This window comes from Streptomyces sp. NPDC024687 (assembly GCF_055559055.1).
In genome coordinates, this window is record NZ_JBVHLJ010000015.1 from 1 (window position 1) to 22,937 (window position 22,937).

General features: G+C 71.2%; 22 protein-coding genes. 6 read left to right on the plus strand and 16 right to left on the minus strand.

Annotated features, from left to right (window positions below; translation table 11 throughout):
• Positions 1-650 precede the first annotated feature (650 nt).
• The 5 genes from ACZ39I_RS38435 to ACZ39I_RS38455 all read right to left on the minus strand — a co-directional run bounded on the left by ACZ39I_RS38435 (position 651) and on the right by ACZ39I_RS38455 (position 4,628).
• Positions 651-1,343, minus strand: a complete 693-nt coding sequence (locus ACZ39I_RS38435) for an ABC transporter ATP-binding protein (RefSeq protein WP_352382242.1) — start codon at positions 1,341-1,343, stop codon at positions 651-653.
• A 68-nt stretch (positions 1,344-1,411) separates the two neighbouring features.
• Entirely contained in the window at positions 1,412-2,578 is a 1,167-nt protein-coding gene (locus ACZ39I_RS38440; protein ID WP_467249909.1) for an alginate lyase family protein, read from the minus strand.
• A gap of 157 nt (positions 2,579-2,735) precedes the next feature.
• Positions 2,736-3,494, minus strand: coding sequence for a DUF3710 domain-containing protein (locus ACZ39I_RS38445; protein ID WP_467249911.1), 759 nt, complete (start codon positions 3,492-3,494; stop codon positions 2,736-2,738).
• 1 nt (position 3,495) lies between these two features.
• On the minus strand, positions 3,496-4,047 hold the full coding sequence (gene dut / locus ACZ39I_RS38450; RefSeq protein WP_467249913.1) for a dUTP diphosphatase: 552 nt from the start codon (positions 4,045-4,047) through the stop codon (positions 3,496-3,498).
• Entirely contained in the window at positions 4,044-4,628 is a 585-nt protein-coding gene (locus ACZ39I_RS38455; RefSeq protein WP_467249915.1) for a PaaI family thioesterase, read from the minus strand. The genes dut and ACZ39I_RS38455 overlap by 4 nt, the downstream gene beginning before the upstream one ends.
• A gap of 58 nt (positions 4,629-4,686) precedes the next feature.
• On the opposite strand from ACZ39I_RS38455, the gene ACZ39I_RS38460 reads away from it, so the two are divergent.
• Positions 4,687-5,151 carry a DUF3093 domain-containing protein gene (locus ACZ39I_RS38460; RefSeq protein WP_467249917.1) on the plus strand — a complete coding sequence of 155 codons (465 nt, stop codon included), beginning with the start codon at positions 4,687-4,689 and terminating at the stop codon, positions 5,149-5,151.
• 63 nt (positions 5,152-5,214) lie between these two features.
• Here the strand turns inward: ACZ39I_RS38460 and ACZ39I_RS38465 are convergent, their stop codons facing one another.
• From ACZ39I_RS38465 to ACZ39I_RS38480, 4 genes are all read right to left on the minus strand, one after another.
• Complete coding sequence (locus tag ACZ39I_RS38465) at positions 5,215-6,111, minus strand: hypothetical protein (RefSeq protein WP_467249919.1); 897 nt, start codon at positions 6,109-6,111, stop codon at positions 5,215-5,217.
• A gap of 13 nt (positions 6,112-6,124) precedes the next feature.
• A complete protein-coding gene (locus ACZ39I_RS38470; RefSeq protein WP_005481602.1) occupies positions 6,125-6,421 on the minus strand; it encodes a DUF4193 domain-containing protein in 297 nt (98 codons plus the stop codon).
• 405 nt (positions 6,422-6,826) lie between these two features.
• Positions 6,827-8,062, minus strand: coding sequence for a sensor histidine kinase (locus ACZ39I_RS38475; RefSeq protein ID WP_467249921.1), 1,236 nt, complete (start codon positions 8,060-8,062; stop codon positions 6,827-6,829).
• Between the two features lie 6 nt (positions 8,063-8,068).
• Complete coding sequence (locus ACZ39I_RS38480; RefSeq protein ID WP_030605557.1) at positions 8,069-8,722, minus strand: response regulator transcription factor; 654 nt, start codon at positions 8,720-8,722, stop codon at positions 8,069-8,071.
• Positions 8,723-9,135: 413 nt separating this feature from the next.
• Here ACZ39I_RS38480 and ACZ39I_RS38485 point away from each other — a divergent pair, with 413 nt between their 5' ends.
• Positions 9,136-9,300, plus strand: a complete 165-nt coding sequence (locus tag ACZ39I_RS38485) for a hypothetical protein (protein WP_352382260.1) — start codon at positions 9,136-9,138, stop codon at positions 9,298-9,300.
• A 111-nt stretch (positions 9,301-9,411) separates the two neighbouring features.
• Here ACZ39I_RS38485 and ACZ39I_RS38490 read toward each other — a convergent pair whose 3' ends face one another.
• Entirely contained in the window at positions 9,412-10,227 is an 816-nt protein-coding gene (locus ACZ39I_RS38490; protein ID WP_467249924.1) for an inositol monophosphatase family protein, read from the minus strand.
• A gap of 8 nt (positions 10,228-10,235) precedes the next feature.
• Positions 10,236-11,363, minus strand: coding sequence for a ferrochelatase (locus ACZ39I_RS38495; protein ID WP_467249926.1), 1,128 nt, complete (start codon positions 11,361-11,363; stop codon positions 10,236-10,238).
• 169 nt (positions 11,364-11,532) lie between these two features.
• Here ACZ39I_RS38495 and ACZ39I_RS38500 point away from each other — a divergent pair, with 169 nt between their 5' ends.
• The 3 genes from ACZ39I_RS38500 (at position 11,533) to sepH (ending at position 15,516) form a co-directional block, all read left to right on the plus strand.
• Positions 11,533-12,771: an MFS transporter gene (locus tag ACZ39I_RS38500; protein WP_467249928.1), complete on the plus strand. Its 1,239-nt coding sequence runs from the start codon at positions 11,533-11,535 to the stop codon at positions 12,769-12,771.
• A complete protein-coding gene (locus tag ACZ39I_RS38505) occupies positions 12,731-14,050 on the plus strand; it encodes a D-arabinono-1,4-lactone oxidase (protein ID WP_467249930.1) in 1,320 nt (439 codons plus the stop codon). The genes ACZ39I_RS38500 and ACZ39I_RS38505 overlap by 41 nt, the downstream gene beginning before the upstream one ends.
• A gap of 431 nt (positions 14,051-14,481) precedes the next feature.
• Complete coding sequence (sepH, locus tag ACZ39I_RS38510) at positions 14,482-15,516, plus strand: septation protein SepH (protein WP_389999938.1); 1,035 nt, start codon at positions 14,482-14,484, stop codon at positions 15,514-15,516.
• 70 nt (positions 15,517-15,586) lie between these two features.
• Here the strand turns inward: sepH and ACZ39I_RS38515 are convergent, their stop codons facing one another.
• Positions 15,587-16,444: a sulfurtransferase gene (locus tag ACZ39I_RS38515; RefSeq protein WP_467249932.1), complete on the minus strand. Its 858-nt coding sequence runs from the start codon at positions 16,442-16,444 to the stop codon at positions 15,587-15,589.
• Between the two features lie 233 nt (positions 16,445-16,677).
• Between ACZ39I_RS38515 and ACZ39I_RS38520 the strand changes: the two genes are divergently transcribed.
• Positions 16,678-17,469, plus strand: a complete 792-nt coding sequence (locus tag ACZ39I_RS38520) for a VOC family protein (RefSeq protein WP_467249934.1) — start codon at positions 16,678-16,680, stop codon at positions 17,467-17,469.
• 19 nt (positions 17,470-17,488) lie between these two features.
• On the opposite strand, the gene ACZ39I_RS38525 is transcribed toward ACZ39I_RS38520, so the two are convergent.
• From ACZ39I_RS38525 to ACZ39I_RS38540, 4 genes are read right to left on the minus strand one after another with little or no spacing between them, the layout of a single operon-like run.
• Positions 17,489-18,148 (minus strand): thymidine kinase, encoded by a 660-nt coding sequence (locus ACZ39I_RS38525; RefSeq protein ID WP_403668940.1) that lies wholly within the window; start codon positions 18,146-18,148, stop codon positions 17,489-17,491.
• A gap of 49 nt (positions 18,149-18,197) precedes the next feature.
• Positions 18,198-19,394: an alkaline phosphatase family protein gene (locus tag ACZ39I_RS38530; protein ID WP_467249936.1), complete on the minus strand. Its 1,197-nt coding sequence runs from the start codon at positions 19,392-19,394 to the stop codon at positions 18,198-18,200.
• Positions 19,394-19,990, minus strand: coding sequence for a DUF5998 family protein (locus ACZ39I_RS38535; protein WP_266558596.1), 597 nt, complete (start codon positions 19,988-19,990; stop codon positions 19,394-19,396). Before ACZ39I_RS38535 ends, ACZ39I_RS38530 begins: the two co-directional genes overlap by 1 nt.
• Positions 19,991-20,032: 42 nt before the next feature.
• Positions 20,033-22,870 (minus strand): bifunctional acetate--CoA ligase family protein/GNAT family N-acetyltransferase, encoded by a 2,838-nt coding sequence (locus ACZ39I_RS38540; RefSeq protein ID WP_467249938.1) that lies wholly within the window; start codon positions 22,868-22,870, stop codon positions 20,033-20,035.
• Positions 22,871-22,937 lie beyond the last annotated feature (67 nt).

Sequence of the window (22,937 nt, forward strand, 5' to 3'; positions counted from 1 at the left end):
AGGCCAGGCGGTAGTCGGACCTCTCATCAGCGTCTCCAACGGCGCCTCTCAGGCCCGGTGACACCACCCCCCAGGTCATCGGTTCGACAGGGGGGAACAGTCATGCCGGGCCCGGAGGCCAGCGGCCCTCTTGCAGGACCGCGAAGAAGATAACGGGGGGTGGGGTGTGGTTACGGGGGTCTCGGGGGCAGGCTCGGCAGCTCCGGCCTCGCAGCGGACCCAGGACACGTGGTGTCGGGATCCCAAGGGGGCAGGCCCGGCAGCTCCGGCCTCGCAGCGGACCCAGGGCACACGGTGTCGGGGGACCCAGGGGGAGGTCTCGGCAGCTCCGGCCTGGCGGCAGACCTGGGACACGCGGTCTCGGGGATCCCCGGCCGCAGCACACTACGCAGCCTTCCCGGGCCGGAGCAGCACCCCAATTCACCGGAGCCCAGCGCTCGCACCCGCCCCAGACCTGAGCACCCACACCAGCGGCAAGCCCGGACAGAGCCCACCCCACTCGCACACGCCCCGTAACCCTTCACGGCCACACCGGCCCGGGCCCACCCAGCCCGCACCCGGACCGACTGAGCGCCCTCGCAACCACTGCGCACGCCGCTCGCACCCGGCCATCCCCACTAACCAACCAAGGGACCGCCCCAAGCACCCCCTCAGTGCCCCACGATCTCCCCGTCCCCCAACTCCAGCACCCGGTCCGCCAGGTCCAGCAGGGTCGCGTCGTGCGTGGCCACCAGGGCCGTGACGTTCTCGCTGCGTACGACGGCCCGCAACAGCTCCATCACGGCGTGACCGGTCTCCGCGTCCAGTTGGCCGGTCGGCTCGTCGGCGACGAGGAGGGCGGGGTTGTTGGCGAGGGCGCGGGCGATGGCGACCCGTTGCTGCTGGCCCCCGGAGAGCTCACCAGGCCGCTGCTTCGCGTGGTCCGCGAGGCCGACCAGGGCCAGCAGCAGCTCGACGCGCTCCTCACGCGCGCGTGCGTCCATCCGCCGCAGCCGCATCGGCACACCGACGTTCTCGGCGGCGGTGAGAATCGGGATGAGCCCGAAGGACTGGAACACGAAGCCGATCCGGTCCCGGCGCAGGGCCAGCAGTCCGTCCTCGTCCAACCCGGCGACGTCCACCCCGTCGAGCACGACCCGCCCCCGGTCGGGTCGGTCGAGCCCACCGACGATGTTGAGGAGCGTGGTCTTCCCGGAGCCCGAGCGCCCCTTGAGCGCGACCAGCTCACCGCGCGGCACCTCGAAGGAGACCCCGCGCAGTGCGTGCACCGCGGCGGCCCCCTCGCCGAACGACCTGTGGATGTCCTCGACCCGCACCATGGTCTCGGTGACCACCTGAGTCATGCGCCCTCCCCCGTGAACCGTGAAACCGGGCGCCAGTATCACCGCCCGGCGCCCGGCCTTCAACGGTTTCAGTTCGGGTTGTCGCCGTGGGTGAGAGTCTCCCAGGCCACGAAGAGGTTGTTGCTACCCGCCGGACGGTTCCGCTCCGTCAGCGCCCGCGTGTTAGTCATGCCCATGCCAAGTCGATTGTGCAGCGCGTTGTACCCGACCTCGGTCACCGGCCCGAGCCCGAGCTTCAGCGACCCACCGCACAGCCAGCTCGGCACGGCCGTCCCCAGCTCGTACTTCGCCTGGAACCCCAGTGCCTGCCGCAACCGCTCGCCCACATCCGTGCCGTACAGGTCCTGCCCCTGGATCCGGCTCGTCTCGGCGACGTGCGAGATCGCGGAGATGCCGTACCCGGTGTGCGTGAGGTCCCGGCAGGTCTCCTGGGTGAGTCCGGTGACGAAGGTGGACTGCCCCTGCCAGTAATTGACGATCTTCTCGCGGGTGTCGAGGTTCTGGCTCGGCACGGTCTTCGGCAGCTCACCGTCGGAGGCGAGGTAGACATAGGCCGCGGTGCGGGTGCGGAACTTCGCCATGGCCTTGTCGTACGACGTCTTGTCCTCCAGGAAGACCGAGATGCCGACGGCCGCCTCCGTCATCGACAGCTCCCAGTTGCCGTTGGAGTTCGAGCCGTTGATGATCTCGGGCAGATAGACGTTGCGCAGCATGGTCGCGAAGCGCCCGGAGTTCGCCCAACTCCCGGTGTACGTGTACTTGATGATCTCGGCGGCCCGGGGCCACGAGGAGCCGGCCCAGCCGGTCTGGAGGGGCGCGTTGCTGTTGGTGTGGTCGGTGATCACCGCCGACCAGGCGTCCATGAGCTGGATGGCCTTCTTGGCGTACCGCTCGTCCCGGGTGATGTACCAGGCGAGGGCGTCGGTGTAGGCGGCGATCGCGTCCTCGCGCTCGTCGGTGCAGCCGTAGTTGGGGTTCGAGTAGGACCCGCACTCGACGACCGCGCGCGGCTTGGGCGTGCGGTTCAGATCGGCGTACTTGCTCGCCAGCATCGCGTCGAAGGCACCCTTCCAGGGCTGGGCACCCGCGTTCACCTTGCTGCGGACGAAGTCCAACTGCCCTTGGGAGACGGTGACTCCGGGATGGACGAAGGTGGCGGGCGCGGCGTCGGCGGGCACGGCGAGAGCACCGGCGGCGAGGGCCGCGACAGCGGTCAGGAGAGCGGTTCTGCGCATAGGTGGGGAGCCTTCCGTTCTCGTATATGAACGCCAAGCGCCTTTATGAACAGACGCGTCGAGTCGAGAAGGTAGGTACAGACCAATCCGCCGTCAAGGTTCCGCGCACGAAAAAGGGCCGCACCCCTGACGGGGTACGGCCCTCGATGTCGTACGACTACCGGACCTCTGTGATCTCCGGTCCGCGCTGGAGCTGGCCCATGCCGCCGGAGAAACGGGAGCCCTCGTCCTGCTGCTGGATGCCCTCGGGGACCATCTGGGCGTCGTTCGGCAGCTTGAGGACGATCGGGTCGCGGGGCGCCATCGGACCCTCGCCTCGGACCACGACCGTGTCCCGGAAGATCTGCTCCAGGAGCCCGGCCGCCTGCGGCTGCACCGCGCCCTGACCCGAGATCACCCCGCGCAGGAACCAGCGCGGTCCGTCCACACCCACGAACCGCACGACCTGGAAGCCGCCCGTGCCGTCCGGCAGCTGCACCGGCACCTGGGCCCGCAGTTCCCAGCCCAGCGGACCCTCGACCTCGTCGACGATGCCGCCCTGCTGGGTGATGCCGGAGCCGATCTCCTCGCGCACCTCGCCCCAGATGCCCTCGCGCTTGGGAGCGGCGAAGGCCTGGAGCTGGATGGCGCTGTCGCGCAGCACAACGGTGGCCGCGACGATCGCGTCGCCCGCGACCTCGACCCGCAGCTCCATGCCGTCGACACCCGGGACGCACAGACCGCCCAGGTCCACGCGGCCCTCGGCGGGGTCGCGGACCTCGGTGTCGTCCCAGGGCCCGTCGGGACGCGGCTCCGGCTCCAGCCGTACGCGCTCGCGCTCTACGTCGTCCGCCTCAGTGCCGACGCTGTCGACGACCTGCTCGGCCTCGCCGGCCGCGCCCTCGGCGGCACCCTTCTTGTTGCGACGTCCGAACACGTCACTGTCCTTCCCGGTCGGATACGACCGATGCGTATCGATTCCCACCCGTTGTGCCGCTCACGGCGGCCTCAGCGTCTGTATCGCCCCCGTCGCCCACGGCGGCGTGACCGCCGGTGGACCCGAAGCCCCCCTCGGCCCGCGCCGAGTCGGGAAGCTCCGCGACCTCCTGGAAGCGGACCCTCTCGACCTGCTGGACGACGAGTTGAGCAATCCGGTCGAAACGCTCGAACCGCACCGACTCGTGCAGGTCGAGGTTCACCACGATCACCTTGATCTCCCCACGGTACCCGGCATCAACCGTCCCCGGGGCATTCACGAGAGCGACACCGCAGCGGGCGGCGAGACCGGATCGTGGGTGCACGAAGGCCGCGTACCCCTCCGGCAGCGCCACAGACACCCCGGTGGGCAGTACGGCCCGCTCCCCGGGCTTCAGTTCACGGCTCTCGGTGGTCCGCAGATCGGCCCCCGCGTCACCGGGGTGCGCGTACGACGGAAGCGGTACGTCGGGGTCGACGCGCCGGATCAGCACGTCCAGGGGGTCACGGCTCACGGGTTCACCTCGAAGGCACGGGCACGCCGGACCTGGTCCGGGTCGTCCATGGCGGCCCGGATCTCCTCCGGGCGGCCGTTGTCGATGAAGTGGTCGACCTTGACCTCGATGAACAGGGCGTCGGCACGGACCGCGACGGGCCCCTCGGGGCCACCGATCCGGCCGGTCGCGGTCGAGTAGATCTTCCGCCCGGCCACCGCGGTCACCTCGGCCTCCAGGTACAGCACCGTGCCGACCGGTACCGGCCGTACGAAGTCGGTTTCCAGCCGTCCGGTCACGGCGATCGTGCGCAGCAGCCAGTTGAGCGAGCCCAGGGTCTCGTCGAGGGCGGTCGCGAGCACACCGCCGTGCGCGAGTCCCGGGGCGCCCTGATGGGCGGGGCGCACGGTGAACTCGGCGGTGACCGAGACTCCCTCGCCGGCCCGCGCCTCCAGGTGCAGCCCGTGCGGCTGCTCGCCGCCACAGCCGAAACACTGGCCGTAGTGCGCACCGAGCAGCTCACCGGGCGCGGGAGCGTCCGGGTGGCGCACAGGTCGCGCCGCGTCGGCGGGAGGCTTCAGAGCCGGGGAAGTACCACTCACAGGCGCAGACCTTACCCGCGCGTCGGGCCCGCCAAGACACCGTGCCAAGCTTGGTTCCATGCAGCCCTCCGCCGCCCCGTACGACGAACGCCTCACCGCCCCCCGCTCCTGGTGGCTGATCTCCCTCCTGGTCGGCGTCGCGTTCGCGCTGATCCTGCTCCCCTTCGGGACGCTTCCGCTGCTCGGCGGCCTGGTCGGCGGCACCGCCGCGGCGGCGATCTGCGCCAGCTCCTACGGCTCGCTGCGCATCCGGGTCGTGGGGGACTCCCTGATCGCGGGCGAGGCGAAGATCCCGGTGTCGGCGCTGGGCGAGGCGGAGATCCTGGACCCGGAGGAGGCCCGCGCCTGGCGGACCTACAAGGCCGACACCCGGGCCTTTCTGCTGCTGCGCTCCTACATCCCCGGGGCGCTGAAGGTGGAGGTCACCGATCCGGACGACCCGACGCCGTATCTGTACCTGTCGACGCGCGAGCCGGAGCGGCTGGCCGAGGCGCTGAAGACGGCCCGCACGGCCGCCGCCTAGCACGTTCGTGCAGGGCTTCACCCGACCGCAGGGACAGTGAGGCCCGGACTTCTCACGGAAGTCTTACGTCTCCAGCTCCAGTGGGTCGGCCGGGATCTCCAGGGCCGGCAATGCGGGGAGTTCGTCCCAGGCCACCTGGACCTTGCGCAGATCCTTACGGATCCGCTCCGCGAGCTTTCTTGTGTCCCTGCGGTTCATGACCGCCCCGACGGCCGCGCCGACCAGGAACGGCATGAGATTCGGCAGGTCGCGGATCATCCGCTTCATGATCTGCTGCCGCAGCTGCTGCTTCATCGGGCTGTTCAGCGCGCCGCTCACCGTCGACGGCTTCTTCACGTCGATCCCGCGCTCTCCCGACCAGGAGTTGAGATACGCGGTGCTGCGCTCCTTGAGGTTCCCGGGCGGCCGTACGCCGTAGACCTCGTGGAGTTCGGCGATCAGCTTCAGCTCGATCGCGGCGACGCCGGTGATCTCGGCGGCCAGTTCGGTCGGCATCGCGGGCGGGACAGGGAGCATCGCCGCCGCACCGATCCCCGCTCCGACCGTCGCCGTGGCGCTCGCGGCGCCCGCGACGAGCTTGTCCGCGAGTTGCTCGGGTCCAAGGCCGGGGAACTGGCGGCGGAGGGTCGCGAGGTCCCGTATGGGGATACGCGGGGCGTTCTCGATGATGCGGTCCGTGAGGTACGCCAGGCCCGCCCTGGCCCGGCTACCGCCCTTGCGGACCCCTTCCCGGGCCTTGTCCCGGATCGCCGACACCCGTCGTCGCGCGACGGGCGCGGGCGTCCTGGTCGAATCGGTGGGCGCCGGGAGGTCGGCCCGGTCGGCCACCGGTTCGAGCGAGGCTCCCGGACCGGAAGAGCCCCGCTCGTCGTCACGCGCGTGGTGGGGGCCGTCGGACGGCCCCTGCTCCGCTCCCTGCCGGGGAGAGCGGCGCTTCCAAGGAGGGGTCGAGCCAGTCATGCCCGACCCGCCCTCAGTCGCAGTCGCGGCAGATCGGCTGGCCGTTCTTCTCGCGGGCCAGCTGGCTGCGGTGGTGCACCAGGAAGCAGCTCATGCAAGTGAACTCGTCCTGCTGCTTGGGCAGTACCCGGACGGCCAGCTCTTCGTTCGAGAGGTCCGCTCCGGGCAGTTCCAGGCCTTCGGCGGCCTCGAACTCGTCGACGTCCACTGCGGACGTCGACTTGTCGTTCCTACGCGCCTTGAGCTCTTCAAGGCTGTCCGAGTCGACGTCGTCGTCGGTCTTGCGCGGGGTGTCGTAATCCGTTGCCATGTCGCTCTCCCCCTCTGGGTGTCTGCGGTGTCTCCAGCGCACGTAACGCGTGAGAGGCCGGACTTGTGCCCGACCCGAGGCGGAGATTTTGCCTCACATCAAGGTCTGTTACTCAATCGACACCCAACCGGACCCCTCTTGAGTGATCGGGTTGGATGGCGATCGGGACCGTACACGGTCCGAATCCCGCACTTCAAAGGCGTCTCACCGTGTACTTCCCGTGATCAGGACCCCTGAAAACCCGGATGTTCCCGGCTTTCCGACAGGGTGCATGATCACGGAGAGTGGATGGCGGGAAATTCTCCCTTGTGATCGATCACACAGGGGGCGGTCCTCCAGGTGCCCAGAAAATTCCGCGCAAAGCGAACATCCCTGTATGTCGGTCTCGGTGCGGGGGCCATGGTCTCAGACAGGCAGGGTGACTCGCATCACCAGCCCACCTCCTTCGCGCGGCTGAGCGGTGATGTGGCCGCCGTGCGCCCGCGCCACGGACCGCACGATGGACAGCCCCAGACCGACTCCCTTGTCGCTGCCGGTGCGGTCGGCGCCGCGCAGCCGCTTGAAGGGCTCGAAGAGGTTGTCGACCTCGTACGCCGGCACCACGGGGCCCGTGTTGGACACCGTGAGCACCGCATGGCCGTGCTGGACCTCTGTGGTCACCTCGACCCAGCCGCCCTCCGGCACGTTGTAGCGCACCGCGTTCTGCACCAGGTTCAGGGCGATGCGCTCCAGCAGGACACCGTTGCCCTGGACGACCGCCGACTTCTGCTCGCCGCGGATCGCCACGCCCTTGGCCTCCGCCTCGCCGTGCATCTGGTCGACCGCCTGCTCGGCGACCTCGGCGAGGTCCACGGGCTTGCGCTCGACGATCTGGTTGTCGCTGCGGGCGAGCAGCAGCAGGCCCTCCACGAGCTGTTCACTGCGCTCGTTGGTGGCCAGCAGCGTCTTGCCCAGCTGTTGCAGCTCCACCGGCGCCCCGGGATCCGACAGGTGCACCTCCAGGAGCGTGCGGTTGATCGCCAGCGGGGTCCGCAGTTCGTGCGAGGCGTTGCCCACGAAGCGCTGCTGGGCCGTGAAGGCCCGTTCCAGCCGCTCCAGCATGTCGTCGAAGGTGTCGGCCAGTTCCTTGATCTCGTCGTCCGGCCCGTCCAGCTCGATCCGGCGGGACAGGTCCGAGCCGGCCACCGCGCGCGCGGTGCGCAGGATCCGGCCGAGGGGCGACAGGACGCGTCCCGCCATGGCGTAGCCGAAGGCGAAGGCGATGATCGCCAGACCGAGCAGGGCCAGCAGCGAGCGGCTGAGGAGGTCGTCCAGGGCGTGCTGGCGCTGGGCGTTGACGCAGCTTTCCAGGGCCTTGTTCATGACGTCGGCCGGGACGTCCGTGGGCAGGTTGCAGGTGTCGCTGGCGACCTTGCCCACAGTGATCGTGAAGGGCAGCCGGCTACCCACGTTCAGTGCCTGGGCGGCGATCAGGTAGATGATCGACAGCAGCAGAATGCCGGCGATCAGGAACATGCCGCCGTACAGCAGGGTGAGCCTTATGCGGATGGTCGGGCGCAGCCACGGCAGTGGCGGCGCCGGTCGCCTGGGGTCCCACGTGGGCTTCGGAGGGGCCTGGGGAGGAGCGGGAGTCGAGGCCACGGGTTATCAGATCCGGTAGCCGGAGCCGGGGACGGTGACGATCACTGCGGGTTCACCCAGCTTGCGGCGCAGGGTCATGACGGTCACTCGCACGACGTTGGTGAAGGGGTCGGTGTTCTCGTCCCAGGCCTTCTCCAGGAGCTGCTCCGCGGAGACGACGGCGCCCTCGGAGCGCATCAGCACCTCCAGGACGGCGAACTCCTTGGGAGCGAGCTGGACCTCCTTGCCGTCGCGGAAGACCTCGCGGCGGTTGGGGTCGAGCTTGATCCCGGCGCGCTCCAGGACCGGCGGCAGTGGGACGCTGGTGCGGCGGCCGAGGGCACGCACGCGTGCCGTCAGCTCGCTGAACGCGAAGGGCTTGGGGAGGTAGTCGTCGGCGCCGATCTCCAGACCCTCGACGCGGTCGCTGACGTCACCGGAGGCCGTGAGCATCAGCACCCGCGTGGGCATGCCGAGTTCGACGATCTTGCGGCAGACGTCGTCGCCGTGGACCAGGGGGAGGTCCCGGTCGAGGACGACCACGTCGTAGTCGTTGACGCCGATGCGCTCCAGGGCGGCCGCACCGTCGTACACGACGTCGACGGCCATGGCCTCCCGGCGCAGTCCGGTGGCCACCGCATCGGCGAGCAGCTGCTCGTCCTCGACGACGAGTACGCGCACGTCGCTTGTCCTTCCTGTGTCCACCCGCGTAGCGCGCTTCGGGCACGCGCGGGCAGGGGTTCGGTGGGTGTCGGCCTCCATCCTGCCCTTTTCGGCCATAAGTCGGCTGTAAGGCGGGTGAGGGCCAACTGAAAGACGGGTGCGAGAGCGGGAATGCGGGATTTTCTCGCGGGGTTGAGGTTTCCGTCGAAGGGAGCGGGGGGAGGACGGCTTTACACCCCGCGATCACGCTCTGCATGTGCCGTACCACCATGCGGCACGGCGCTGTCCGCTTCCGCAGAGCGGGCGTGGGTGTCCGGCACCGTCGCCGCCCGGCCTGGGCTGCGCTGGGCACCCGCAAGAGACGTGATCGCCCCTTCCGAACGGCACACCCCCGTGCCACCGACCCACGACCCAGGACGAGGGGGCGCAGCATGGACGCATTCACCGCAGGACTTCTGCAGCGCATAAGGGCGACCGAGACGGATCTGACGCGAGCTCTCGACGAGGGCGACGACTTCCTCGTCGAGGTGGAGCAGGGCGAGCTCGACGACCTGCGCCGCCTCGCCGCCGAACACGGTGTGGAGGTCAGCGTCTAACGTCTGATCGGCTTCCCGGCACGACAGCGGGCCCCCGGCGAATCCAGCGCCGGGGGCCCGCTGCGTCGGTGTCCGGGCCTGTTCACCTCGCGTTCGCCCGGAGTCTGCCGGTCAGTCGTGCCAGGCGCCGAAGTCCTCCAGGAGCTGCTGGAGAGGCTCGAAGACTCCCGGGGTGCCGGCGACGGTGAGGCCGGGGTTCGGGCGCTCTCCGGGGCGGCCGCCGGTCAGGACGCCCGCTTCTCGGGCGATGAGGTCGCCCGCCCCGTAGTCCCAGGCGTTCAGTCCCCGCTCGTAGTAGCCGTCCAGGCGGCCCGCGGCCAGGTCGCACAGGTCGACCGCCGCCGAGCCGCCACGGCGGATGTCCCGCAGGAGGGGGATCAGCTTTTGGACCACCTCGGCCTGGTGGACGCGGACCTCGGTGACGTAGTTGAAGCCCGTCGACACCAGGGCCTGCTCCAGGGGCGGCGCCGGGCGGCACGCCAGCCTGCGCTCGCCCTCCCACGCGCCCGTGGCCCAGGCGCCCTCGCCGCGGACCGCGTGGTACGTCTCCGCGCGCATCGGGACCGCGACGACCCCGACGACGGTCTCGCCGTCCTGCTCGGCCGCGATGGAGACGGACCAAGTGGGCAGCCCATAGAGGTAGTTGACCGTGCCGTCGAGCGGGTCGATCACCCAGCGGACGCCGCTGGTGCCCTCGGTGGCGGCGCCCTCCTCGCCGAGGAAGCCGTCGTGCGGGCGGTGCTCGGAGATCAGGTCCGTGATCAGCTTCTCCGCCGCGATGTCCATCTCGGTCACCACGTCGATGGGACTGGACTTGGTCCTGGCGACCGCGAGGTCGGCCGGACGGCCGTCCCGCAGCAGGGTCCCGGCGCGGCGGGCGGCCTCCTGGGCCAGCCGCAGCAGTTCCGCGTGCAGGGGGTCGGTCACGGGGCTCCTCACGCGTACGGACTGTCGACGCCCGCGGCGGCGGGCTTGGGGGCGCGGGCGGGGCAGCAGCCGACCGGGCAGACGTTGTGGCCGGCCCCGAGCGCGCCGAGGACGCAGGGTGTGACCTGCTGTCCGCGCTCGACGGCGGCACGCTCCAGGACCAGGTCACGGACGGCGGCGGCGAAGCGGGGGTCGTCGCCGACGGTCGCCGAGCGGCGCATCGGCAGGCCGAGCTCCTCGGCCTTGGCCTTCGCCTCCGTGTCGAGGTCGTAGAGGACCTCCATGTGGTCGGAGACGAAGCCGATGGGCGCGATCACCACGGCGGGGACGCCGGACGCGTGGCGCTCCTCCAGGTGGTCGCAGATGTCGGGCTCCAGCCACGGGATGTGCGGGGCACCGGAGCGCGACTGGTAGACGAGCTGCCAGGGGTGGTCGACGCCGGTGCGCTCACGGACGGCGTCCGCGATCAGCCGCGAGACCTCCAGGTGCTGCGCGACGTACGCCCCGCCCTCGCCGTGGCCCTCGACCGGTCCTGAGGTGTCCGCGGACGCGGTCGGGATGGAGTGGGTCGAGAAGGCGATGTGGGCGCCGTCGCGAACGTCCTCGGGGAGCTCGGCGAGGGACGCGATCACCCCGTCGACCATGGACTCCAGGAAACCGGGGTGGTTGAAGTAGTGCCGCAGCTTGTCGATCTTCGGCAGCTCCAGGCCCTCGGCCTCGAGGGCCGCCAGCGACTCGGCGAGGTTCTCGCGGTACTGGCGGCAGCCCGAGTAGGAGGCGTAGGCACTGGTGGCGAGGACCAGGATGCGGCGATGGCCGTCGGCGACCATCTCGCGCAGGGTGTCCGTGAGGTACGGCGCCCAGTTGCGGTTGCCCCAGTAGATCGGCAGGCCCAGGCCGTGATCCGCGAAGTCCTTGCGCAGGGCGTCCAGCAGGGCGCGGTTCTGGTCGTTGATGGGGCTGACCCCGCCGAACAGGAAGTAGTGCTGACCGACTTCCTTCAGGCGTTCCTTGGGGATGCCACGCCCGCGCGTGACGTTCTCCAGGAACGGGACCACGTCGTCCGGGCCCTCGGGGCCGCCGAACGAGAGCAGGAGCAGGGCGTCGTAGGGGGTGGCGTCGAGCGCGTCTCGCATGGGTCGATCCTGTCATCCGGTACTGACAGCCGGGAAACGGCGGGGTGACCACCCGGGTTCCCGCCCGCCCGGCCAGGTGCGCGGGGGTCCCTCACCAGTAAGCTGTATGAGGCGCATTCGCGCCTTACCCGCCCCACGAGCCGCCGCTCACCGGCCGACCGGAGACCCTGTGCCCAGCCCTTACCGCGCCCTGTTCGCCGCCCCCGGCTCCAGGGGTTTCTCCGCCGCGGGCTTCGTCGGCCGGATGCCGCTGTCGATGATGGGTATCGGCGTGGTCACGATGATCTCCCAGCTCACCGGCAGGTACGGTCTCGCGGGCTCGCTGTCCGCGACCATCGCGCTGGCCGCCGCCGCGATCGGCCCGCAGGTCTCCCGGCTGGTGGACCTGCACGGCCAGCGGCGGGTGCTGCGCCCGGCGACCCTCGTCGCGCTGGTGGCGTCCGCCGGGATGCTGCTCGCGGCGCACTTCGAGTGGCCGGACTGGGTGCTGTTCGTCTGTGCCGTCGGCATCGGCTCGGTGCCGAGCCTCGGCGCGATGATCCGCGCGCGGTGGGCGGCCGTGTACCGCGACACCCCGCAGCTGCACACCGCGTACTCCTTCGAGTCCGTCGTCGACGAGGTCTGCTTCATCTTCGGACCGATCATCTCCATCGGGCTGTCCACGGCCTGGTTCCCCGAGGCGGGTCCGCTGCTCGCCGCCTGCTTCCTGGCGGTCGGTGTGTTCTGGCTGACCGCGCAGCGGGCCACCGAGCCGGCTCCGCACCCGCGTGAGCAGGACGGCGGCCGTACGGCACTGCGCGCGCCGGGTCTGCAGGTCCTGGTGGCCACCTTCGTGGCGACCGGGGCGATCTTCGGGGCGGTGGACGTGGTCACCGTGGCCTTCGCCGACGAGCAGGGCCACAAGGGCGCCGCCAGCCTCGTGCTCGCCCTCTACGCGGCGGGGTCCTGTGTCGCGGGCCTCGTCTTCGGGCTGTTGCACTTTCCGGGCAGGCCCGAACCTCGCTGGCTGCTGGGCATATGCGCCATGGCCGTGAGTATGATCCCCCTCCTACTGGTCGGAAACTTGCCGTTTCTGGCCGTGGCGCTGTTCGTTGCGGGCCTGTCCATCGCTCCCACGATGATCACGACGATGTCCCTGATCGAACAGCACGTACCACGCGCGCAACTGACCGAGGGCATGACCTGGATCAGTACCGGGCTCGCGGTCGGGGTCGCACTCGGCTCCTCCGTGGCCGGCTGGGTGATCGACGCGGCCGGTGCGCGCGCCGGGTACGGGGTTCCGGCGGTGTCCGGGGCCGTCGCGGTCGCGGTCGGTTTCCTCGGGTACCGCCGGCTCAAGAGGCCGGCTCCACGTCGGGGAGGCAGCGTTGAGCACGGCAGCGAGCGCGAGGAACGGCACGTGGCGTAACTGGGGCGGCAATGTCGCGGCGCGTCCCGCGCGGGAGGTCACGCCTGCCTCGGTCGACGAGCTGGCCGCTGCCGTGCGGAAGGCCGCCGAGGACGGCCTGAAGGTGAAGGCCGTCGGCACGGGGCACTCTTTCACCTCGATCGCCGCGACCGACGGTGTGTTGATACGCCCTCAACTGTTGACCGGTATACGCAACATTGACCGGGACGCCATGACGGTCACGGTGGAGGCCGGAACACCGCTCAAGAGGCTCAACGTGGCTCTGGCGCGTGAGGGCCTGTCGCTCACCAACATGGGCGACATCATGGAGCAGACGGTCTCCGGAGCCACCAGCACCGGCACCCACGGCACGGGCCGCGAGTCGGGCTCGATCGCCGCCCAGATCAGGGGACTCGAGCTGGTCACGGCCGACGGGTCGGTGCTCTCCTGCTCCGAGAAGGAGAACCCCGAGGTCTTCGCGGCCGCCCGGATCGGTCTGGGCGCGCTCGGCATCGTCACCGCGATCACGTTCGCCGTCGAGCCGATCTTCCTGCTCACGGCTCGCGAGGAGCCGATGAGCTTCGACAAGGTCACCAGCGCCTTCGACGAACTCTGGGCCGAGAACGAGCACTTCGAGTTCTACTGGTTCCCGCACACCGGCTCCACCAACACCAAGCGCAACAACCGCAGCGCGGGTCCGGAGAAGCCGGTGCCGCAGCTCCAGGGCTGGTTCGAGGACGAGTTCCTCTCGAACGGCGTCTTCCAGGTGGCCCAGTGGGTCGGCCGCGCGGCGCCGGGCACGATCCCCTCCATCGCGCGCATCTCCAGCAAGGCGCTGTCCGCGCGGACGTACACCGACATCCCGTACAGGGTCTTCACATCGCCCCGCCGGGTGCGGTTCGTGGAGATGGAGTACGCCGTCCCGCGCGAGGCCGTCGTGGAGACGCTGCGCGAACTGAGGACGATGGTCGAGCGGTCCGCCCTCAGGGTCAGCTTCCCCGTGGAGGTGCGCACCGCGCCCGCCGACGACATCACACTGTCCACCGCCTCGGGCCGCGACAGCGCGTACATCGCCGTCCACATGGTCAAGGGGACGCCGTACCAGGCGTACTTCACGGCCGCGGAGCGGATCTTCACGGCGCACGAGGGGCGCCCGCACTGGGGCAAGGTGCACACGCGCGACGCCGAGTACTTCGCGGGCGTCTATCCGCGCTTCGGCGAGTTCACCGCGCTCCGGGACCGCCTCGATCCCGACCGGCGGTTCCAGAACGACTATCTGCGCAGGGTGTTGGGGGCATAGCCGGGCGATCGCCGGACATACGCACGAAGGCAATAGTTCCGTTTCTGGCGATTCCGTGAACTACGCCACGTCCAAGATCGCAAGAACTGCTCAACGAACGGCCGGACAGGGTTTCTTGAACGAAGTCGAGTGGCGCGCCAATCCACGCACGTGGCCCAAATGGAGTACTGTTGCGAGCCCTGGGTCAGGTCTCCCGCCAGGACGTCCGTGGCCTTCAAGGGCGGTCGGGAGGGGGCCAGTTGCACAGGGTGACGGAGTTGGTCACTTAGCGTTGCGAATAGGTAACCGTGCCATAACGGCGATCCAGGGCCCTGGCCCGACACGCCGGGCAACTCGGCAAGGTTGTGGCAGGCTGCACCCGGGCAGGCCACACTCGACTAGCGGAAGCAGCGACGCACGTGACGTCGGCAGGCACCACCCGGGAGGTCCCCATGCCCGAACTGCGTGTCGTGGCCGTCTCCAATGACGGCACACGGCTGGTGCTGAAGGCTGCCGACGCAACGGAGTACACGCTTCCGATCGACGAGCGGCTGCGCGCTGCGGTGCGCGGCGACCGTCCCCGCCTCGGCCAGATCGAGATCGAGGTCGAAAGCCATCTCCGTCCCCGCGACATCCAGGCGCGTATACGCGCGGGTGCCACCGCGGAAGAGGTAGCCCAGCTCGCAGGTATCCCCGTAGACCGCGTACGGCGCTTCGAGGGCCCCGTGCTCGCCGAGCGCGCCTTCATGGCCGAACGAGCCCGCAAGACCCCGGTCCGCCGACCCGGCGAGAACGCCGGACCGCAGCTCGGCGAGGCCGTGCAGGAGCGGCTGGTGCTGCGCGGCGCCGAGAAGGACACCGTCCAGTGGGACTCGTGGCGTCGCGACGACGGCACCTGGGAGGTTCTGCTGGTCTACTGCGTCGCGGGTGAACCGCACTCGGCGAGCTGGACCTACGACCCGCCCCGGCGGCTCGTCCAGGCCGTCGACGAGGAAGCCCGCTCGCTCATCGGCGAGTCCGAGGACCTCGGCGCGCCGGAGCCCAGCTTTCCCTTCGTGCCGCGTATCGCCCGGCTGCCGCGCGACCGTCCGCTGGACCGTGCCCTCGACCGGCCGAGCCTGCCCCCGGCCGAGCCCGTCGAGGAGACCGTCGCCGAACGGGACTCGCTGACCAGCCTGTTGGAGGCCGTGCCGAGTTTCCGGGGCGACATGGTCGTACCGGAGCGGCCGTCCGAGACGGCGAGCATCGAGGAACCGCCCGCGCTCGAGGAGGAGCCGGAGGTGGAGGAGCCGCCGGCCCCCGCGGCCTCGGCCGGTTCCGCCTACGCGGACGTCCTCATGCCGCGTTCGGTGGCCAGCCACCGCGACCGCCTCATCGGCGCGACCGACCGCCAGGCCGAGGCCGACGGCGTCCGCCCGGGCCGCAGAGCGGCGGTGCCGAGCTGGGACGAGATCGTGTTCGGCACGCGCAGGAAGAAGCAGGAGTAGTCAGCCGTACGAGGATCAGGGCCGCGCTCGTCGAGTGCGGCCCTTTCCCGTCGTACCGGGCGGGGGCGGGCTACTGGGGGTCCGGGCCCACGGCGACCGGTCGCCCGGGGTCCGAGGACCACTCCGACCAGGAGCCGACGTACAGCGCCGCCGGGATGCCCGCGACCGCCAGCGCCAGGACCTCGTGGGCGCCGGAGACGCCGGAACCGCAGTAGACGCCGACCTCGGTGCCGTCGGTGGCGCCGAGGGCCTTGAAGCGGGCGTTCAGCTCCTCCGCGGGCAGGAAGCGGCCGTCCGGGCCGACGTTGTCCGTGGTGGGCGCGGACCGGGCGCCCGGGATGTGGCCTCCTACGCGGTCGATCGGCTCCACCTCGCCGCGGTAGCGCTCCCCCGCACGTGCGTCCAGCAGCACACCCGCGCGGGCCAGCGCCGCGGCCGCGTCGGCATCGAGCAGACCGGCCGCCGCGGGCGTCGGCTCGAAGTCGCCCTCGGAGAGAGCGGGACCCGGCAGCGAGGACTGCAGCGGCCCCTGCCAGGACGTCAACCCGCCGTCGAGGACTCGCACATCCGGGTGACCTGTCCAGGACAGCAGCCACCACGCGCGGGCGGCCGCCCAGCCCTGCCCGCCGTCGTACACGACGACCGGTGTACCGGCGGAGACACCCGCCCGGCGCATCGCTGCGCCGAACTCCGCGAGGTCGGGCAGCGGATGCCGCCCGCCGGCGCCGGCCGGGCCGGCCAACTCCCGGTCCAGGTCGACGTAGACCGCGCCCGGGAGGTGCCCGGCCGCGTACTCGGCCCGGCCGTCGAAGGGTGGCTCACCGGCTGCCTTGGCCACGCTCAGCTGCCAGCGGACGTCGAGCAGCACGGGCGGGTTCGGGCCCGCCAGGGCGCTCGCGAGTTCGGATGCGGAGATGATGGCGTTCATGGCCACCATCCTTGCGCACCGGGTGGCCGCCTCGTCCATGTCCGGCTACTCTGCTCCGCCGGACAGGCCCGGTCACCAGGCGTAGGGGAACGGGCACATGCTGTACAGCCGATCGACATCCGTCGGCCATCGCGTGGCAACGGTCAGCCGGCCGCGGGTGGTGCGAGCATCGGCACGGAGTCCCGACAGCGGACACGACACGGCCACCGCAAGGGGCCGAGGAGAGAGTGACGATGACCGAGGCAAGGGGGTCGGCCGCCCCGCCCGCTCGGCACACGCCCGGTACGCCCTGCTGGGTGAGTCTGATGGTGCACGGCATGGCCGCGACCCAGGAGTTCTACGGATCGCTGTTCGGCTGGGAGTTCGTGCCGGGCCCGCAGCAGCTCGGGCCCTACGTGCGCGCGCTGCTCGACGGCCAGGACGTCGCCGGGATCGGACAGTTGCCGCCCGACCGCAATCTTCCGGTCGCCTGGACGCCCTACCTCGCCTCGGACGACATCGACCTGACGGCCGAGTCGGTACGGCTGTGCGGTGGCACGGTGGGGGTGGGCCCGCTGGACGCCGGCGAGGCCGGGCGGCTGGTGATCGGCTCGGACCCGTCCGGTGCCGTCTTCGGCGTGTGGCAGGCGGCGGCCCACCTGGGCACCTCCGTCGCGGGCGTGCCGGGCACTCCCGCCTGGCACGAGCTGCTCACCTTCGAGACGGTGAGCGTCGCCAAATTCTACGAGACGGTGTTCGGTTGCGAGGGCGAGCCCGTGGTCTCCGCCGACTTCGACTACGTCACCCTCCACGCCGGCGGCCGCCCCGTGGCCGGTCTGCACGGCGTCGGCCACGCCCTCCCCCGCGACCGGGGACCGCACTGGATGACGTACTTCGAAGTGGCCGACGCGACCGCCGCCACCCGTCTCCTCACCGACCTGGGCGGCCATGTGCTGCAGTCGCCGCGCGACAGCCCGCACGGTCGCGTGGCCACGGTGGCGGATCCGGAGGGGGCACGTTTCTCGTTGATCGAGAACCCGCACTGAGAGCTCTGGCCGAGTCAGGTCAGAAGCGTGCCCCGGCCGACGGGACGGGCAGGACGTCCGGGGACAGCGCGGCCGCGTGTGCGGTGCCCGCGGTCATACGGCGGCGGTGGTGCCGACGGCACAGGACCTCGTAGCCGACGTCGTCGGCCTGGTTGACGTCGCCGACGACCACCTGGGCGCCCTCGACGACCATCTCGCCGTTGACCGTACGGGCGTTGTGCGTGGCCCGGGCGCCGCACCAGCACAGGGCCTCGACCTGGAGCACCTCGACCCGGTCGGCCAGTTCCACCAGGCGCTGGGAGCCGGGGAACAGTTTGGAGCGGAAGTCGGTGGTGATGCCGAAGGCGTAGACGTCGAGATCCAGGTCGTCGACGACACGGGCGAGCTGGTCTATCTGCTCAGGCGTGAGGAACTGCGCCTCGTCCGCGATCACGTAGTCCGCGCGGCCGCCGCGGGAGAGGTGGTCGACGAGGTAGGCGTACAGGTCCTGGCCGTCCTCGACCTCGACCGCGTCCGTGACCAGACCGAGCCGCGAGGAGAGCTTGCCCTCGCCGGCCCGGTCGTCCCGGGTGAAGATGATGCCCGTCAGACCACGCGCCGAACGGTTGTGCTCGATCTGGAGAGCCAGTGTGGACTTCCCGCAGTCCATGGTTCCGGAGAAGAACACCAGCTCGGGCATGGCAGGTCGAGCACCTTTCGGTTCTGTGGGAGACGGGGGCGGATCGGCTTCAGGAGCGTACTTCGAGCAGCGGCACCAGTTGCTCGGCGGGGGTCATGGAACCGTGGTTGCCGACCATCGCCGACTCCTTCGGCTCCCGCTCCGAGGCGATGAGGAGTACGTCGTCGCGGGCGGCGGCGACCACGTCGCCGATCCGGTCGTACACCCGCTCGTCGAAGTGGTCCGGCGGCCCGAACCAACCCGCCGCGATGGCCTCGTCCCGCGAGGCGACCCAGAACTGCTCGCCGAGTACCTCGCGCCAGCAGGTCAGCACATCGCCTGCGGCGCCGGGCACCGCGTAGACATGGCGGGCCCGGCCCTCACCGCCCAACAGGGCGACGCCGGCGCGCAGTTCCCAGTCCTCGTCGAAGTCGATGCGGTGCTGCTCGTCGAAGGGGATGTCGACCATGCCGTGGTCGGCGGTGACGTACAGCGCGCTGTTCGGCGGGAGTTGCTCGGCGAGGCGCTGGACCAGGCGGTCGACGTACATCAGCTGGCCGCGCCAGGTGTCGGAGTCGACGCCGAAGCGGTGGCCCGCGCCGTCGACCTCCGCGTAGTACGTGTAGACCAGCGAGCGGTCGGCGGCGGCGAGTTGCTCGGCCGCGAGGTCCACGCGCTCCTCGCCGGACAGCCGCCCGTGGAACGTGCCGCCGCTGAGCGCGACCTTGGTCAGCGGGGTGTTCTGGAAGGTGGGCGAGGTGACCTGGGCGGCGTGCACCCCGGCCCGGTCGGCGAGTTGGAAGACGGTGGGGTACGGCTGCCAGACGTGCGGCTTGGTCCACGGCTGCCAGCGCAGCTGGTTCATCAGCTCGCCGGTGGCCGGGTTGCGCACGGTGTAACCCGGCAGGCCGTGGGCGCCGGGCGGCCGGCCGGTGCCGACGGAGGCGAGGGAAGTCGCGGTGGTCGCCGGGTAGCCGGTGGTCAGGGGGCGGCCGGTGCCGCCGCGCGAGGTGGCCAGCAGGGAGGTCATGAAGGGCGCCTCGTCCGGGTGCGACTTCAGCTGCTCCCAGCCCAGGCCGTCGATCAGGAACACGCAGTTCCGGTCTGAGGGCGTGAGCTCCTGGATCGTGGCGGTCATGTTTGGTACGGCCATGCCGGCGGCGAGGGTGGGCAGCAGGTCGGCGAGGGAGCCGGTGCCGTACTCGGGGACGGGCGCGGTGTCGAGGGCCAGGGGTTCGGGGTGGTCCCAGGCGGCGGGCTGCGCCATTAGCGAGCTACGTCCGCGGTCGCCTCGGAGATGGCCTGGGCGAAGGCGAGCGCCTGGCGCACGGTGTCCGGGCCGTCCCCCGCCTCGCTGACACGCAGGCTCAGGTCGTCCGCCGTGGAGCTGCCGGTGTAGCCGTGGTCCGCCTCGCAGTTGGGGTCGCCGCAGGCGGCGGGCTCCAGGTCGATACGGGAGACGGCGCCCCAGCCGATGGTCAGCACGACCTCGCGGGGCAGGGTGCCCGGCTGGTACTGCTCCGGGTTCGCGACGACCCGGCTGACCACGACCGACGAGATCCGGCCAAGCTTCACGGACTCCGTGGAGGTGGTGGCGTACGGCGTCGGGGACGTGCTGTCCGCGGCCTGCTCGTCGGTGTGGCTCACGATGAAGCGGTTGCCCGTGAGGACGAGCACGGTCACGTGCCGCCGCACCTCGTTCTGGTCGAACGTCGTCTCCTGGTGGACCAGGTACGACCGGATGGGCTCGCCGCCCAGCGCGGACTCCACCGCCTCGGCCACGAGGGCCGGGTAGTAGCCGCTGCGCTCGATCGCCGCACGCAGCCCCTGGGTCGTCGTACTGGTCTTGGCCATGACGTCCATCCTACGGTGGCGCGCTGACTGCGAGGCACCGCTCGCCGCCGCTCAGTACGCGGGAAGGGTCCGCGGGCCGAGGTCGTCGCGGGCGGGCGGTGGCGCGAGCCGTACGGAGGCGCCGAGGACACTCAGGCCGTGCGGGGCGACGACGACCGGCTCCAGGGTGACCGCGACGACCTCGGGATGGTCGTCGACCAGCCGGGACACCCGCAGCAGGAGCTCCTCCAGGGCGGGGGTGTCGACCGGGGTGGAACCGCGCCAGCCGAAGAGGAGCGGCGCGGTCCGGATCGATCGGACGAGGCTCGTCGCCTCCCGGTCGGTGACCGGAATCAGCCGGTGAGCGGTGTCGTCGAGCAGCTGGGAGGCCGCCCCGGCGAGCCCGAAGGACAGCACGGCGCCGGCGGCGGGGTCTATGACGGCCCGGATCACGGTGTCCACCCCGCGCGGGGCCATCCCCTGCACCACGGGACGCAGTTCGTCGGGCGTGCCGAACAGCTCGGTCAGCTCGGCGTACGCCCGCCGCAGCTGCTCCTCGTCCGCGAGATCCAGGCGCACGCCACCGAGGTCGGCGCGGTGGCGCAGGTGCGGGGCGGTGGCCTTGAGGGCGACCGGGTAGCCGAGGGTGGCGGCGGCTTCGACGGCGGCGTCGGAGGTGGCGGCGGGCAGGGCGCGGTGGACCTGGATGCCGTACTCGGCGAGCAGTCGGCAGGTGTCCTCGGTGCCGAGGGTGAGGCCCTGCCCGCGCGTGAGCAGGCCGTCGATCAGGGTGGCGGCGCCCTTCTCGTCGATGTTCTCGTACTCGGGCACCTTGCCCGGCTCGGCGGACTCCCGGCGCCACTGGCCGTACTGCACGGCATCGGCCAGGGCCCGCACCGCGCGCTCGGCGGCGGGATAGGCGGGGATGAGGCGGTCGCCGTTCCCGGGGGCGGGCGGTTCCGCGGGGCCCGGTGTGGCGCGCAGCCGGTCCAGGGCGCGGAAGGGGTGGTCGGCACGGATCTTCGGTGTGCCCGCGGCGGACTGGGGCGCGGTGCTGGTCGCCGCCGACAGGGCCTCCGCGAGGCCGCCGAGTTCGACGTGGACCACGAGGACCGGCTTGCCGGGGACCTGCTCCGCCGCGGACCTGAGCGCCTCGGCGAGGGCGGCGTCTCCCACGGACCCCTCGCCGACCCCCGGGATGGCCGTCACGATCACCGCGTCGCAGGAGTCGTCGGCCAACGCGCGCGCGAGGGCCGCGTGGAAGTCCTCGGGCGCGGCCGCGGTGGTCAGGTCCAGCGGGGGTGAGGGCGTCAGCCCTTCGGCCACGCACGCGTCGTACGTGAGCAGGCCGAGCGACTCGGAGTTGCCGAGGATCGCCACCTTGGGTCCGGTGGGCAGCGGCTGGCGGGCGAGCAGCAGGCCGGTGTCCACGAGTTCGGTGATGGTGTCCACGCGGATCACTCCGGCCTGCCTCAGCAGCGCGGACACCGTCGCGTGCGGCAGGCGGGTGGCGCGGACGGCGTGGCCCTGCGGGGTGGTGCCCGAGCCCTGCACGACGACCAGGGGCTTGGCCGCCGCCGTACGCCTGGCGAGGCGGGTGAACTTGCGCGGGTTGCCGATGGACTCCAGGTACATGAGGACGACGTCGGTGTCCGGGTCGTCGTACCAGTACTGCAGGACGTCGTTGCCGGACACGTCCGCGCGGTTGCCGGAGGCGACGAAGGTGGAGACGCCGGTCACGCCGGTGACCCCGCCGCCGCGCCGGTGCAACCGGGAGAGCAGGGCGATGCCGATGGCGCCGGACTGGGCGAACAGGCCGATCCGGCCGGGGCGGGGGGTCTCGGGGGCCAGGGAGGCGTTGAGACGGACGTCCGCGGAGGTGTTGATGATGCCGAAGGCGTTCGGGCCGATGATCCGCATGCCGTACGCGCGTGCGTGGCGCACGAGTTCACGCTGGCGGTCCCGCCCTTCGGGGCCGCTCTCGGCGTACCCGGCGGAGAGCACGACGAGTCCCTGCACGCCGTGGGTCCCGCACTCGGCGACGACCTCGGGCACGTGCTCGGCCGGTACGGCGACGACCGCGAGGTCGACGGGGCCGTCGATGTCCCGCACCGAGCGGTGCGCGGGGATGCCGTCGAGGTCCTTCTGGTCCGCGGGGAACGCCTTGTTGACGGCGTACAGGCGGCCGGTGAAGCCGTAGTCCCTGATGTTGCCGAGCACGCTGCGGCCCACACCGCCCGGGGCGCGTCCGACGCCCACCACGGCGACGGAGCCGGGGGTGAGCAGCCGCTGCACGGACCGCGACTCGGCGCGCTGTTCGCGCGCGTACTGCACGGCGAGCGAGCGGTCGGTGGGCTCCAGGTCGAACTCCAGGCGCACCACGCCGTCTTCGAAGCTGCGCTTCTGGGTGTACCCGGCGTCGGTGAACACCTTGATCATCTTGACGTTGGCGGGCAGCACCTCGGCGGCGAAGCGCCGGATGCCGCGCTCACGGGCGACGGCCCCGATGTGTTCGAGCAGGGCGGAGGCGACGCCCCGCCCCTGGTGGGCGTCCTGGACCAGGAAGGCGACCTCGGCCTCGTCGGCGGGGGCGGTGGCGGGCATGCCGTCGACGCCGATGCGGTCGTAGCGTACGGTGGCGATGAACTCGCCACCGACCGTGGCGGCGAGTCCCACCCGGTCCACAAAGTCGTGGTGCGTGAAGCGGTGGACGTCCTTGGCGGACAGGCGAGGGTAGGGCGCGAAGAAGCGGTAGTACTTCGACTCGTCCGAGACCTGCTCGTAGAAGCTGACCAGGCGATCGGCGTCGTCGACGGTGATGGGCCGGATGCGTGCGGTGCCGCCGTCGCGCAGCACCACGTCGGCCTCCCAGTGGGCGGGGTACTCGTGCCGGTCCGACGCGCTCTGCATGGGCCCCAGAGTACGGCTCGCGTACGACAACGGCGCGAGGCAGTCTGTGGAGACCACGCGAGGACGC

Coding starts and splice junctions, on each gene's coding strand:
- ACZ39I_RS38485 (WP_352382260.1), top strand. CDS start 9,136: ATGGACGCATTCACCGCAGGACTTCTGCAGCGCATAAGGGCGACCGAG.
- ACZ39I_RS38535 (WP_266558596.1), bottom strand. CDS start 19,990: ATGGACGTCATGGCCAAGACCAGTACGACGACCCAGGGGCTGCGTGCG.
- ACZ39I_RS38540 (WP_467249938.1), bottom strand. CDS start 22,870: ATGCAGAGCGCGTCGGACCGGCACGAGTACCCCGCCCACTGGGAGGCC.
- ACZ39I_RS38460 (WP_467249917.1), top strand. CDS start 4,687: ATGCAGCCCTCCGCCGCCCCGTACGACGAACGCCTCACCGCCCCCCGC.
- ACZ39I_RS38465 (WP_467249919.1), bottom strand. CDS start 6,111: ATGACTGGCTCGACCCCTCCTTGGAAGCGCCGCTCTCCCCGGCAGGGA.
- sepH (WP_389999938.1), top strand. CDS start 14,482: ATGCCCGAACTGCGTGTCGTGGCCGTCTCCAATGACGGCACACGGCTG.
- ACZ39I_RS38435 (WP_352382242.1), bottom strand. CDS start 1,343: ATGACTCAGGTGGTCACCGAGACCATGGTGCGGGTCGAGGACATCCAC.
- ACZ39I_RS38515 (WP_467249932.1), bottom strand. CDS start 16,444: ATGAACGCCATCATCTCCGCATCCGAACTCGCGAGCGCCCTGGCGGGC.
- ACZ39I_RS38470 (WP_005481602.1), bottom strand. CDS start 6,421: ATGGCAACGGATTACGACACCCCGCGCAAGACCGACGACGACGTCGAC.
- ACZ39I_RS38440 (WP_467249909.1), bottom strand. CDS start 2,578: ATGCGCAGAACCGCTCTCCTGACCGCTGTCGCGGCCCTCGCCGCCGGT.
- ACZ39I_RS38530 (WP_467249936.1), bottom strand. CDS start 19,394: ATGGCGCAGCCCGCCGCCTGGGACCACCCCGAACCCCTGGCCCTCGAC.
- ACZ39I_RS38525 (WP_403668940.1), bottom strand. CDS start 18,148: ATGCCCGAGCTGGTGTTCTTCTCCGGAACCATGGACTGCGGGAAGTCC.
- ACZ39I_RS38520 (WP_467249934.1), top strand. CDS start 16,678: ATGACCGAGGCAAGGGGGTCGGCCGCCCCGCCCGCTCGGCACACGCCC.
- ACZ39I_RS38495 (WP_467249926.1), bottom strand. CDS start 11,363: ATGCGAGACGCGCTCGACGCCACCCCCTACGACGCCCTGCTCCTGCTC.